Raw genomic sequence first — 12,724 nt, forward strand, 5'->3', positions numbered from 1 at the left:
CCGCTCACCGGAGCCGAGCAGAACTGGGGCGATGTCGAGGGTGAACTCGTCGACGACCCCGGCGAGAAGTGCCTGCCGAACGGTGGATGCGCCGCCGGCGATGTCCACGCCATCGTCGCCAGCCGCCTCACGTGCCTGGGCGTAAGCGGCGTCGAACCCGTCGGTGACGAAGTGGAAGGTGGTTCCGCCGTCCATCTCCAGTGGCTTGCGGGCGTGATGGGTCAGCACAAACACCGGTGCGTGATAGGGAGGCTCTGAGCCCCACCACCCTTGCCAGTCAGCCTCCCACTCACCGCGGATCGGCCCGAACATATTCCGGCCCATGAGATAAGCGCCGCGCGGGCGCATAAGCCAGTCGGCCGCTATCGCGTCGGCTTCGTTGGCGCGCACGTCGCCGATGTGCCAGCCATGCAGTTCGATGCCGCGCTTCCCGAGTGGTTGCTCGCGGCATTGCTCCGGCCCGGCAACAAAGCCGTCGAGCGAAATCGACATGTGGCAGGTGGTATTCGGCATCTGCAGCCCTCTCGAACGTGCTTGTCTTTGGCAAGTCGTGGAGCGCAATCTACCTGAGTGGGTTGGCAGGCCGCAAGGGATGCCTGTGGCCTGGCGGCGATACACTGCCGGAGAACGGCGCGCGCACAGCCTCGTTGCTGCGGCTGGCCTGGTCATGCCCCCCCATGCGCGGCAGAGCCTTGAATCCGAAAAACAGCCCACAATCGCCAAAAACTGCGTAGCATCAAAGTAGGCCCTGGCGAGGAGTGTGGCGAAATGTTTGAGAAATTTACCGACCCGGCCCGACGTGTTGTGGTGTTGGCCCAAGTGGAAGCCCGCGAGCTCAAGCACCAGCACTTCGGTACGGAGGATATCCTGCTCGGCCTGATCCGCGAAGGCGAGGGCGTTGCGGCTAAGGCGCTGGCGGCCATGAACGTTTCATTGGACGACGTCCGTGCCCAAGTGACAGAGATCGTTGAAACGGGCCAGCAGCCTCAGAGAGGACATATCCCGTTCACCCCGCACGCCAAAATGGTGCTTGAGTTCGCCCTTGCAGAGGCGCGGCAGCTGGGCCATAACTACATAGATACGGAGCACATCCTGCTCGGCCTGATCCGTGTCGGTGAGGGCGTTGCGGTAGAAGTCCTCGTCAGGCTGGGCACCGATCCCGGCGCAGTCCGCCAGCGGGTCATACAGTTGCTCGCTGGCTACAAGGGCGAGGAACCCACGGCTCCGGACGGCAACCAAACATAAAAGCAGTCACCCGGAGGTGGCGGGGGTCGAGGCACTCGACGAACCCGGGTCCCCTCCTGAGGGGTCCCCTGGACCGTACATTGTGCCGATTATTGACTTGGCCACAACCACGGCCGCATTCTCACCATGCACCGGCGAGGCAGCAAGGTTGGTTCCCACAATGAGGATGTCGCCGGTATTGATGTTATAGGTCATGAACGTGGAATACCCGGGGATCTGCCCGTCATGGCCGAGGATTCCCGGTGCAAACTCGGCGATCCCGAGCCCGTAGCCGACACCGTTCTTCTGGCCGGGGACGATGGGCTGAATGCTCTCCAGCCGCAGTTTCTGCGTTGCTGCATTGAGCAGGCCACCATGCACCAACGCCTTGACGTACACGGCTAGATCACCGGGTGTGGAGATCGCCCCACCCGCCGTCCACGTCCACGAGGGGTTCGCGTTCGTCTGATTGAGCGGCTTGAGGATCCCATCAAGGGCCGCCGGCAGCTGGGGTGCCGGAACAGCGTACGAGTCGATGGTCTCAACGTTCGTGCCGAACTGGTACCCCTGGGCATGCGGATTCGGAATCGTGGAATCCGTGTTTGCCGGCAGAGAGGTGTGCTTGAGCCCGAGGGGCTCGAAGATCCGCTTCTGGAACGCCTCGGCAACAGACTCGCCTGTCAGTTTCTCGATCACCGTTCCCAGCAGCACAATGTTGGTGTTGCAGTAGTCGTATTCCTGCCCGGGAGCAGCGGTCGCCGGGTGCGAGAAGGCGATGGACAGAAGCTCATCGGGAGTCCAGGCCTTCTGTGGATCCTTGTCGAGCGTGGCGTTGAATCCCGGGTCGAAGGTGTAGCTGTAGAGTCCGCTGCGCATTTCGGACAGTTGCGCAATGGTGATGTTCGCACCGTTGGGCACGTCCGGGCGGTACTTTGAAATGGGGTCCTCGAGCTTCAGTTTGCCTTCTTGAACCAATTGCAGGATCACTGTTGAGGTCATCGTTTTGGTGTTGCTGCCGATCCGGAAGTAGTCGTCCAGGGACATCGGCACCTGTTTGCCTAGGTCGGCGGTGCCAAACGTGCCCGACCAGTTCCCCAGTTTGGGAGATTCAATCAGCACCACCATGCCCGGGATCGCATTGGCTTTCAACAGTTCGGGAATCTGCTTCTGCAATGTGGCCGCATACTCCGGTTCCGAACTGGTAGGTTCCGAACTGGCCGAGGCCGACGGCGTGCTGCCTCCGGTAGTTGGAGCGGTGCACGCTGTGCTGGCCAACAGCGCTCCCGCCGCAACCAGCGCAAATATTGTCATTTTCATGATCCGACCCTCCCGATCACCGGTAGGGCGCCACGCAAGGTGTTGTCAGCGGCCGGTATCCAAAACAATTGACACACTAAATATAGGCTCCCGAAACACCTTTCTCAAGGGAGAATCCAAGACTCCATCTGCTTCATCGCTTCCAGTAATACGGGGTGGTTGTTGACACTTTCAGAAGTCCGGAGCGTTCGAGGATGGGGCGTGAAAATTCGGTGGAGTCGCTGTGAATGAGCAGCTTGCCATGGTTGAGTGCCGAGCGCGCACGGGCTGCCGTCAACGCACGGTATATTCCTCGTCCACGCCACTCCTCACGGGTGGCACCTCCCCAGATCCCAGCAAATTTCGTCCCTGGAACCAGTTCCAGACGTCCTGCCGTCACCATTCGTCCCTCGACTTCGGCCACCCACAACTCCATCCCGGGATCGATGGCGAGCCTTCGCAGCAGTGCTTCCGCCATGTCATCAGAGACCGGGTCGCCAAAAACCTCGTCCTGCATGGCGCTCATCGCCCGTACGTCTGTTTCCTCCGTGACCTGCCGCAGTGTCACGCCCTCAGGCAGTGGAACGTCAACGGCCAATGCCGACGCTTCACCAATCATGATCGACTCCTGCTCGTCCCGGATGAAGCCGTTGTCAATCAAAGCCTCATGCATGCCAGGGGCATGATCGTGTCCACGGGTTTTCCACTCAACACGGATGATCTCAGCGTCCGCTTGGTAGTACGCCATCGCTTCTGGAACGAGCCGTTGGATGGCAGCCTGATCGGCTCCACCAAGGTTCTTGTAGGTGATGAATCCTCGTCCGTTCAGGAACGTCACCAAGCGCAGCGGGCCCTGCACAATAACCTTGATGGCGCTCGGCGTCTCCGCATCGGTGCGCAGTTGTTCGTCGTAGGCCGCCAGGAATTGGGCCCGCTTTTGGGAATCGTTGTCGCTCATCTGTCCATTCTTGCGGAAGGTCGGGGATCCAGCTGTGGTTCGATGCGTTCCGGACGGAAACCACGCCCAACAATGCGCCCTGTCACGCGGCGGGCCACCGGCAGAGCCACCGCTGCAACAGCGCGTTGCCACCAGCTCATCGGGCTGCGCAGGAACGCCCCGCCACCTGGCTTCCCAATGAATCTGTGGACCATCAGTTGAAGCGGCTGCATGCAGGCAACAGGCTTCAGTCGTCGTTTTTGCACACGTTGGAGTTCTGCCACCGTCACCGATCCTGCACGCAAACTGCCGACCAGCAGGTTGGCGCTGGCCACCGCGTCCTGGACCGCGTAGTTGATGCCCACCCCGAACGCCGGTGACATCGCATGGGCGGCGTCCCCAATGCATAAGAAGCCCTCCCTGCCCCACTGCTCCAGCCGGTTGACCTGGACCGTCAGGAGCTTGATCTGGTCCCAGTGCTCAAGCGAGGACACCACCTCGGCAAGGAACGGGGCGGTCCGCACGATCCTGGCCCTGAACTCGTCCAGTCCAGCCTCCTGGATGCCCTTGAAGTCACCCTTTCGGATCAGCATCCCGGACTGGAAGTAGTCGGTCCGCGGGATGGTGATGATCATCGACTCGGCATCCAGATAGGCGAGCGTGTCTGGCGGATTGTTTTTTGTTTTCGGTAACCGGAACCACAGCACGTCAATGGCTACGCCATAGTCCTTCGGGACCAGCCCCGCCGCGTGGCGAAGCGTCGAAGCCCTGCCGTCTGCTGCGACAGTCAGCGCAGCCGTTATTGAAAGCAGGCCGACGGGAGTCCTCGCACGCACTCCCGAGACGCGTCCGCCGTCGAACATCAGGTCGATGGCCTCAGTTGCCATCATCAAGCGGAAGGTGGAGTACTTCGCGCCCTCCTCGGCCAGAAGGGAAAGGAAATCCCACTGCGGCATGAGCGCGATCGATTTGTTCGCCCCGGACAGGTGGGAGAAATCGACCGGGGTCAGTCGATTGCCGTTGATCACAATGTCGAGGGAGTGAATGGCGCTTTGGGCAATGGCGTCGAACTTCTCGCGCAGCCCAAGCTGGTCAATCAAATCAAGTGTGGACGGGTGGATCGTGTCGCCACGGAAATCCCTAAAGAAGTCCTCGTGCTTCTCCAGCACAATCGTGTCGACGCCTGCGCGGGCCAGCAGGATTCCGAGCATCATGCCTGCCGGCCCGCCTCCGGCGATGCAGCAGGTGGTGCTCAGATTATGTGTCTGCATGTCAGCCCCATCTAGTTCCCGCCACTGCGGATGTTGAGCCAGGCAAATGCCCGCTCGACGGTTTCCCGGGCGGCCTCGGTGACAATGGGCCCGTGCGCGAGGACGAGCTTGTCGAAGTCCCATTGCAGGATCTGCTCGATGGACTCCCGCGCTGCAACCTTGTCGCGAAACGTCAATCGAATGTCACGGCCAACCCCGCCCCATGGAGCCTTCACCCCTCCGAGTGCCACCAGGGCGTTGCGCAGATGGCGCCCCGGGTGGCTTTCATGGATCTGTATTACGTCCTCAACGAGCAAAGTGCGTGAGGGTACATGAAAGAACACCGCCTCCTGCAGGAGGGAACTGCCACGGAGTTGGATGTGTTCCAGATCCGGCGCCCACAAATCCTCGTCCGTTTCTCCCAAGATGCCAGCCAGCGGTAGTTCGCCCTTCTTGAGCGTGATAGAGGTGATGGGGCTGGAAAACATTTGGGCTTCGGGGAACAGTTTGTGCCAGGCGTTCAGGCGCCAAAAGTGCCGGGGTGTTGGCGAGACCAGGTAGCGGACGGGGCCCAGCGCGATGATTTTAGCCAACAACGAGAACGAGACGTGCACCGGAGAGGCAATCCACAGCGACCCGTCCTTCAGCCTGGCCACCGTCATCCGCGTGTTGAAATGGGCTCCCATGTCACGGACCACAGGACCGTTGACCACGAACAAGTCCTTGCCCAGCGGTTCCAAGCTCACCATGGCCCCAGTGTAGCCATCCGTCTTGATGCGAGTCCACGAAAAGGGCTGCCGCGCTGCTCCTCAGCGGTGGCCTAAGCGGTGACGGCTGCGGCGATCACCACTGGCGTCGTTTGGCCGTCCCACGTGACGGTCAATACGGCCCCGTGAGGGAGCGCCCCGCTGGTGTCCAGCTCACGCAACACGGAAAAGTTCAGCGGACCAGCCGGGATATTCGTGACGGTGTCCGTCGTGGCGGGGACGCCAGCGGCGAACTCCGGCAGGCCGACGTCGGACGCTGCATTGCTGCTGATCCAGGCTGATTCCGGCAGCAACTCCGATGAATCCCCTGTGACCAGCATTTGCTGCACCTGTGGCTTACCGGTGAGCAAAGCGGCGGCAAGCTCGGCCACGTAAACGGGGTCCGCTGTGGCGTCATAGATCCAGCGCGTTCCCAAAACCGAATGCTCCATGGTGGTGATGAGGAATTCCTCCGCCCCGGACAAGGGGGCGCCGCGGTACGTCAGCGGGACGTGGTACGTCCGCTCCCCCACGCGCAGCAGGTGCGTTTCCACGCCCACCTCGCCGGCCGGATCGTCAAAGCGGAACGCGCCGAGAAGTTCCAGCGCGCCCGCATCCCCGGCAAACCACGGCCGGCTCGGCAGCCACTTGCTCAGGAGCTCGGCTTTGGAGGGGGTCAGTTCAGCATCATAAAGAATGGCCATGCCCACCAGTCTAGGAGGCTTGTCCACCCCCGCCGCCGAACCGGTGACGGAGCCAGTGGCTGACCCAGCGGCGGTGGTCAGAGGTTCAGGTGCGTGGGCCCGAACATCTTCAGCAACACATCAACCACGACGACGTTCGGCCCGTCCCCCGCAAAGCCAGCCTTTAGCGCGTCCCCGACATCTTCGGGTTTCACGCGCTGCGCAGGAACCCCGAACGACTCCGCGAGTTTCACGAAGTCCGGCCGGGTCAGCTCGGTGTGGGTTGCCTTGCCGAAGGAGTCCACCATGTACTCGCGCAGGATGCCGTAGCCGCCGTCGTCGACGATGAGCCATGTGACGGGTGCGTTGTGCTGCTTGGCCGTGGCAAGTTCGGCGATGGAGTACATGGCGGAACCGTCGCCGGCCACCGCCAGCACGCGGGCAGGTTTGCCATGGCTTTGCAGCCCCAGCGCCCCGCCAATTGCTGCCGGGAAGCCGTAGCCCAGCCCGCCGGCACCCTGGGCGGAGTGGAATTCACCGTCACGTGAATCCCAGCAGCTCCAACCCCAATAGGCGGAAATGGTCATGTCCCAGAACGTCTGCATGTCATCCGGGACGGCCGCGCGGATGTCCGCCATGAACGTGCGCTCAAGTGCCAGGTCCTGCCCGTCGAGGCGGGCCTGCACTTTCGCCAACGTCTCTTTCACGACGTCGGCCGGGCTGGCTCCGTGCCAATCCGCGTCAGCGCTCAGCGACGAATCCAAGGCATCGTTGAGCGCTCTCAACGCCTGACCGGCGTCGGCCCGGATGCCCAGCGCCGGGCGGTTGGATTCAAGCACCCGCGGCTCGGCATCGATCTGGATGATGCGCCCGCGCGGCTCCATGGTGAAGTAGTTGCTGGACACCTCCCCCAGCGATGAACCGATGACCACCAGGACGTCGGCGTCCTCGAGCACTTCCGTGACGTGCCTGTCTTCAACCCACGACTGCAGCGACAACTCATGGTCCCAAGGGAAGGCGCCGTTGCCCCCCGGGGTGCAGACCACGGGCGCGTTGAGCTTTTCGGCGATGGCCAGCAGTGGCTCTTCTGCTTTGCCACGCCGCACACCGCCGCCTGCCACGATGGCGGGGCGCACAGCATCCTTGAGCCATTTCACGGCTTCACGGACAAGCTCGACGCGCGGCGGGTTGTCGAAGGGTTCGGCGAGCGCATCTTCCACGGCGGGGACAAAGATGGGGTCCAGCAGCACGTTTTGCGGCACTTCAACCCACACCGGGCCCTGCGGGGAGGAGACGGCTTCCGTCCAGGCGTCCTGAATGGCCGAGGGGATACCGGAGGCGTGCTGGATGAGCCGCTGACTCTTGGTCACATTGGCGGCCGACGCCTTTTGGTCATCGAGCTGGTGCAGCATGCCCTTGCGCCGGGCACCCAATCCTTCCAGCGGGATCTGGCTGGCGATCACGATCATGGGAACACCGGTTGCGTATGCTTCCTGCAACCCGGCCAACGCTGTCAAGGCGCCGGGACCGGTGGACAGGAACAGCACACCCACTTCGCCCGTGGCCCGGGAGTAGCCGTCGGCTGCGAAGGCCGAGTTGTTTTCCACGCGGGAGGACACAAAATGCAGCGGTGAGCGGCTCAGGGCGTCAAACAAGCCCAGCGCGTGCTGGCCGGGGATCCCGAAAACGGTTTCGGCGCCGAGGGCGGAGAGAGTCTCCACCACCAGGTCGCCACCGTTGCGCTGGGGGGCGTCAGGGGCCACCGGCTGTGAAAGGTCCGCTGCGGAGCTTGCGAGGTCGGGGAGCATCTGCGGATTCACTTGGCACCGCCTTCGGTCCTGGTCGGCGCGAACCCGGCTGGCCGGCGTCGTTCTTCCGCATCGAGGGCCTGCGGCGCGTAGCCGTTGGGCTCCCCGAAACGGTCGCCTGCCACATGGTTGTCCGCCATGAGCGTCACCAGCTCAAAGCCGACGTGGCTGGCGGCGATGCCGGTGATTTCGGCGTGGTCGTACGCTGGGGCCACCTCGACGATGTCGGCGCCGACGAGGTTCATGCCGCGGAAGCCGCGAATGATCTCGATGAGTTCGCGGCTGGAGATGCCGCCAGCTTCTGGTGTGCCGGTGCCGGGGGCGTGCGCAGGGTCCAGGACGTCGATGTCCACGGAAATGTAGAGGGGGCGTTTGCCGATGCGGTCGCGGATTTTCGCCACGGTTTCCAGCACGCCCTGGTAGTAGACGTCAGCGCTGGTGACGATGCCGAAGCCGAAGCGGTGGTCATCGTCGAGGTCTTTTTTGCCGTAGAGCGGGCCGCGCGTTCCCACATGAGAGATCGCTTCGGTGTCCAGGATGCCTTCCTCCACAGCCCGGCGGAACGGGGTGCCATGGGTGTATTCGGCGCCGAAGTAGGTGTCCCACGTGTCCAGATGCGCGTCGAAGTGCAGCATGGCGATGGGCTCGCCAGCACGTTCGGCTGCGGCGCGCAGCAGTGGCAGCGAGATGGTGTGGTCCCCGCCGATGGTGAGCAGCTTCGAGCCGCCGGCGGTCAGGTCAAGGGCGTTTTGCTGGATGGTTTCGATGGCCTCGTTGATGTTGAACGGGTTCACGGCCATGTCGCCGGCGTCAGCCACCTGGCAGTTTTCAAACGGTGAAACATCCCACGCCGGGTTGTAGGGGCGCAGCAGCCGGGAAGCCTCACGGACGTGGTTCGCGCCAAACCGTGCACCCGGGCGGTAGGAGACGCCGCTGTCAAAGGGGACACCGACGACGGCGACGTCGGCTTTCGCCACCTGGTCCAGCCTCGGGAGGCGTGCGTACGTGGCGGCACCCGCATAGCGCGGGATCCTGGAGGAGTCGATGGGGCCAAGGTTGCCGTTGGCTTCGATGCGGAGCTCTTTCATGGATGTCCTCATTTCTAGACAGTTGACCTGCGTCACATCCGTGCAGTTGTTCACCATAGTACAACCGATGTTGCCTAATGTGAACCAAAAGTTTCATAGTGGATACCTTAAGTTGAGGGCACCCCATTCCATGCGCATGGACACACTGCAGCAGGCGGCGTAAGGATTTCGTCAAGACAGGCTCTTTCGCGCCGGCCCGGTGCTAGTCTCCATGTGCCGCCAATGGACGGCACTGAAACGAAAGGCCTCCCGTGACAACCCTCGCCAAAGCTCCCTTCGAACCCGGAGCGAACGGGAAGCTCAAAGGAAGGGCAGCCCTGCGCCAATGGCTGCTTGAAGGGATGCCGGAAAGTGCTGGCAAGCGACAAGGCCCGCACGGACGGCCATCACCGGACCATAAGCCCCACTCATGGTGGAGGGTCATGTGCCTGACTGGTCTGGACTACTTCTCCACGCTGGGCTATCAGCCGGCCATCGCTGCGCTGGCCGCAGGCGTGCTGGCACCCTTGGCCACCATTGTGCTGGTGCTGGTGACACTGTTCGGCGCACTTCCGGTGTACAAACGGGTGGCCCGGGAAAGTCCACATGGAGCCGGTTCCATCGCCATGCTCGAGCGTCTTCTTCCCCGCTGGTGGGGGAAGTTCTTTGTCCTGGCGCTGTTGGGTTTCGCCGCCACCGACTTCATGATCACCATCACCCTCTCCAGCGCCGACGCCACTGCACACGTCATTGAGAACCCCTTCGCACCAGCCTTCCTGCACGGCCAAAACATCCTCATCACGCTCGTTTTGATCGCAGCCTTGGCCGCAGTGTTCCTGCGCGGCTTCAAGGAGGCGATCAGCATCGCCGTCGTGCTGGTGATCATTTTCCTGGCCCTGAACCTTGTGGTCATCAGCGTGGCACTGGTCAATGTGGCCGGCAGCCCGCTGCTCACGGCCGACTGGTGGGGCGCTCTCACCACCTCGCACGGCAATCCGATCATGATCGTAGCCATCGCCCTGCTCGTGTTCCCGCGGCTGGCCCTGGGCCTGTCCGGCTTTGAAACAGGCGTTGCCGTCATGCCCCAGATTAAGGGCCGCGACAGCGACACCGAGGCGAGCCCGGAAGGCCGCATCAAGGGCGCCCACCGCCTGCTGACCACGGCCGCCGTCATCATGAGCACGTTCTTGATCACGTCCTCGCTGGCCACCACCATTTTGATCCCGGCGGCCGCATTCCAGCCCGGGGGCGCCGCCAACGGCCGCGCGCTCGCATACCTGGCGCACAGCCTCCTCGGAGAAGGTTTCGGCACCGTCTACGACATCAGCACCATCGCGATCCTGTGGTTTGCCGGCGCCAGCGCCATGGCCGGTCTGCTCAACCTGGTTCCACGCTACCTGCCGCGCTTTGGCATGGCCCCGGAATGGGCGGCGGCCGTGCGGCCCCTGGTGCTGGTGTTCACCGTTGTTGCCATTTTCATCACCATCATTTTCAAGGCCGACGTCGACGCCCAGGGAGGTGCCTACGCGACAGGGGTGCTGGTGCTCATCACGTCCGCGGCCATAGCCGTCACGTTGTCGGCAAGACGCAAGGGAGAACGCTACAAGACCATCGGCTTCGGGGTTGTCTCGGGGGTGTTCGTCTACACGACGGTTGCCAACTCGATCGAACGACCCGACGGGCTCAAGATCGCCGTACTTTTCATTCTCGGAATTGTCCTGGTCAGCCTGCTTTCACGGCTGCGCCGGTCCTTTGAGCTGCGCGCAACGTATGTTCGCCTGGATGAGGACGCCATGAACTTCGTGGCGGCAGTGGATGAAGACACCATCCGGATCATTTCCCATGATCCCAAGACGCGCAGCGCGTCCGCCTACCGCCGCAAACTCAGCCATGCAGCACAGGTCAATGACATTGGAAATCCGCAGAATGTGCTCTTCATGGAAGTCATTGTCGATGATTCTTCCGATTTTGAAACAGCCCTTGAAGTCCACGGAATTACCAGGCACGGTTTCAAAATCCTGCAGGTGCATTCCTCCAATGTGCCCAACACCATTGCCGCAGTGCTCTTACACATCCGCGATGCCACAGGACTGATCCCCCACATCTATTTCCGCTGGACGGAGGGGAGCCCCATCAAGAATCTGTTGAAGTACCTGCTCATTGGCGAGGGTGAAATTGCCCCGGTAACCCGCGAGGTGCTCCGCGAAGCCGAGCCGGACCTGACCCAGCGACCCTGGGTGCATGTGGGCTGACCGGCGGCCTTGCCAGTGCCGTTACGGTGCCGTTCCTGCTAGGGACCTTCTCCTCTGGAGGGGCGTTGACTTCGTTGATACGATGCAGATGTCTGCCCCCGCCGCCCTCTACATGGACGATCAGAAGGAGAGACCATGCATATCGATATGCCAACACACAGTGACATAGAACGACTCGCATCAGCCCGCGAGTCACTCTGTGTTTCCATTTACCTTCCCACCAGTACGGTTCCAGTTGATTCCGAATCGAATCAGCTCAGAGCACGCACACTGTTCAAAACCGCCATGGGGCGCGTCCGCGAGCGCGCTGACGAGAACACTGCGGCCGCCGTCGAAGAACAACTCAACAGTCTCCTTGAAGACACCAGTTTTTGGTTCGATCTGGGCCGCAGCCTCGCAGTGTTCGTCACCCCGGAGCAGATAGTGGAGTACCGCCTCCCGAACGAACTGGAGGAGCAGGTGGGCGTGAGCGACCGGTTCGCCATCATCCCCATCCTTCGCGCCACCACCTTCCCGCATTCCGCCTTCGTTCTCGCCATCTCGCAGAACGGGCTGCGGCTCGTGGAGGTCTCCGCTGACATGCCGGCCAAGGAGGTGCCGCTCCCTGACGCACCCCACGATGCCGCGAGCGCCGTCGGACTTGGAACCGTTGGGTCCCGGTCCTCGCACGAACGGTTGAAGGGCGATGAAAACCGCAAGGTGCGCCTCATGCAGTATTCGCGGGCCGTCGATCATGCGCTCCGCCCCATCCTCAACGGCAAACCGCTGATTCTGGCTGCGGCCGAACCCCTGGCCAGCATCTACCGCAATGTAACGGGCTACGCACAGGTGGCATCCGAACTCATTCGTGGCAACCCTGACGACTTGACGGAGGCTCAGCTCGCCGATGGCGCTAGGGAGATTCTCGACGGACTCTACGCAGCCGAACTCGCAGATTTGCGTGCCACGTTTGCCGATCGCAGGCAGAGCGGCCGCGCCTCGGCGGATCTCAGCGACCTCGCGCGTGCGGCGGCGTTCGGGGCAATAGGGACGCTCGCGGTGGACATGAATGCGTTGGTTCCGGGGAACGTGGACGACGACGGACACCTCACCTTGGATCCCGGCTCGGACAATGATGCCATCGAGGAGATCGCGCGGCATGCGATCTCTGCTGGCGCACGGGTGCTGGCAGTGCGGCAATCCGATCTGCCGGAGAACGTCCAGGCCGCGGGCATCCTGCGCTACGCCGTCTAACCACAGCATCAAGCACCAGGAGCGTGAGGGTGTCCACCCACCCCACGCTCCTGCACCTTCCGGCCCCTCCCACCCGACGCTCCTGCACCTTCCGGGGCCTCTCGGGAGTCCCTCCTGCAGGTTCAGGAAGTGGCCGGAAGGTACGATGGCTCGTGCCCTGCGTTGGGTGCGTCCAATTCAAAGAGCGCCAGGCAAAACACCCCCGAAAGTGCAGGAGGGTCGGTAGTG

10 protein-coding genes and 1 pseudogene are annotated in these 12,724 nt (G+C 62.6%); 3 read left to right on the forward strand and 8 right to left on the reverse strand.

Features of this window, described 5'->3' with window-relative positions:
- On the reverse strand, positions 1-513 hold a 513-nt coding region (locus Q4P21_RS02930; protein ID WP_303387364.1), incomplete at its 3' end, for a dihydrofolate reductase family protein.
- 255 nt (positions 514-768) lie between these two features.
- Between Q4P21_RS02930 and Q4P21_RS02935 the strand changes: the two are divergent.
- A pseudogene (locus Q4P21_RS02935) lies at positions 769-1,224 on the forward strand (Clp protease N-terminal domain-containing protein); the annotation flags it as partial.
- A gap of 27 nt (positions 1,225-1,251) precedes the next feature.
- Here Q4P21_RS02935 and Q4P21_RS02940 read toward each other — a convergent pair.
- The 7 genes from Q4P21_RS02940 to speB form a co-directional block, all read right to left on the reverse strand.
- Positions 1,252-2,541: a serine hydrolase gene (locus tag Q4P21_RS02940; protein WP_303387365.1), complete on the reverse strand. Its 1,290-nt coding sequence runs from the start codon at positions 2,539-2,541 to the stop codon at positions 1,252-1,254.
- Positions 2,542-2,674: 133 nt separating this feature from the next.
- Positions 2,675-3,478, reverse strand: a complete 804-nt coding sequence (locus Q4P21_RS02945) for a GNAT family N-acetyltransferase (RefSeq protein WP_303387366.1) — start codon at positions 3,476-3,478, stop codon at positions 2,675-2,677.
- Positions 3,475-4,728, reverse strand: coding sequence for an FAD-dependent oxidoreductase (locus Q4P21_RS02950; protein ID WP_303387367.1), 1,254 nt, complete (start codon positions 4,726-4,728; stop codon positions 3,475-3,477). Before Q4P21_RS02950 ends, Q4P21_RS02945 begins: the two co-directional genes overlap by 4 nt.
- A gap of 11 nt (positions 4,729-4,739) precedes the next feature.
- Positions 4,740-5,456, reverse strand: a complete 717-nt coding sequence (locus Q4P21_RS02955; RefSeq protein ID WP_303387368.1) for a DUF4336 domain-containing protein — start codon at positions 5,454-5,456, stop codon at positions 4,740-4,742.
- A gap of 71 nt (positions 5,457-5,527) precedes the next feature.
- On the reverse strand, positions 5,528-6,157 hold the full coding sequence (locus Q4P21_RS02960; protein ID WP_303387369.1) for a hypothetical protein: 630 nt from the start codon (positions 6,155-6,157) through the stop codon (positions 5,528-5,530).
- Positions 6,158-6,234: 77 nt separating this feature from the next.
- Positions 6,235-7,956: a thiamine pyrophosphate-binding protein gene (locus Q4P21_RS02965; protein ID WP_303387370.1), complete on the reverse strand. Its 1,722-nt coding sequence runs from the start codon at positions 7,954-7,956 to the stop codon at positions 6,235-6,237.
- A complete protein-coding gene (gene speB / locus Q4P21_RS02970; protein ID WP_303387371.1) occupies positions 7,953-9,032 on the reverse strand; it encodes an agmatinase in 1,080 nt (359 codons plus the stop codon). The genes Q4P21_RS02965 and speB overlap by 4 nt, the downstream gene beginning before the upstream one ends.
- 251 nt (positions 9,033-9,283) lie before the next feature.
- Between speB and Q4P21_RS02975 the strand changes: the two genes are divergently transcribed.
- Positions 9,284-11,263 (forward strand): APC family permease, encoded by a 1,980-nt coding sequence (locus Q4P21_RS02975; protein WP_303387372.1) that lies wholly within the window; start codon positions 9,284-9,286, stop codon positions 11,261-11,263.
- Positions 11,264-11,398: 135 nt separating this feature from the next.
- A complete protein-coding gene (locus Q4P21_RS02980; RefSeq protein WP_303387373.1) occupies positions 11,399-12,496 on the forward strand; it encodes a hypothetical protein in 1,098 nt (365 codons plus the stop codon).
- Positions 12,497-12,724: the final 228 nt, after the last annotated feature.

Source organism: Arthrobacter sp. (assembly GCF_030540645.1).
Lineage (GTDB): Bacteria > Actinomycetota > Actinomycetes > Actinomycetales > Micrococcaceae > Specibacter.

Bases quoted from the DNA above. Each gene is read 5' to 3' on its own strand.
- Q4P21_RS02960 (WP_303387369.1), bottom strand. From the start codon at position 6,157: ATGGCCATTCTTTATGATGCTGAACTGACCCCCTCCAAAGCCGAGCTC.
- Q4P21_RS02950 (WP_303387367.1), bottom strand. From the start codon at position 4,728: ATGCAGACACATAATCTGAGCACCACCTGCTGCATCGCCGGAGGCGGG.
- speB (WP_303387371.1), bottom strand. From the start codon at position 9,032: ATGAAAGAGCTCCGCATCGAAGCCAACGGCAACCTTGGCCCCATCGAC.
- Q4P21_RS02955 (WP_303387368.1), bottom strand. From the start codon at position 5,456: ATGGTGAGCTTGGAACCGCTGGGCAAGGACTTGTTCGTGGTCAACGGT.
- Q4P21_RS02980 (WP_303387373.1), top strand. From the start codon at position 11,399: ATGCATATCGATATGCCAACACACAGTGACATAGAACGACTCGCATCA.
- Q4P21_RS02945 (WP_303387366.1), bottom strand. From the start codon at position 3,478: ATGAGCGACAACGATTCCCAAAAGCGGGCCCAATTCCTGGCGGCCTAC.
- Q4P21_RS02940 (WP_303387365.1), bottom strand. From the start codon at position 2,541: ATGAAAATGACAATATTTGCGCTGGTTGCGGCGGGAGCGCTGTTGGCC.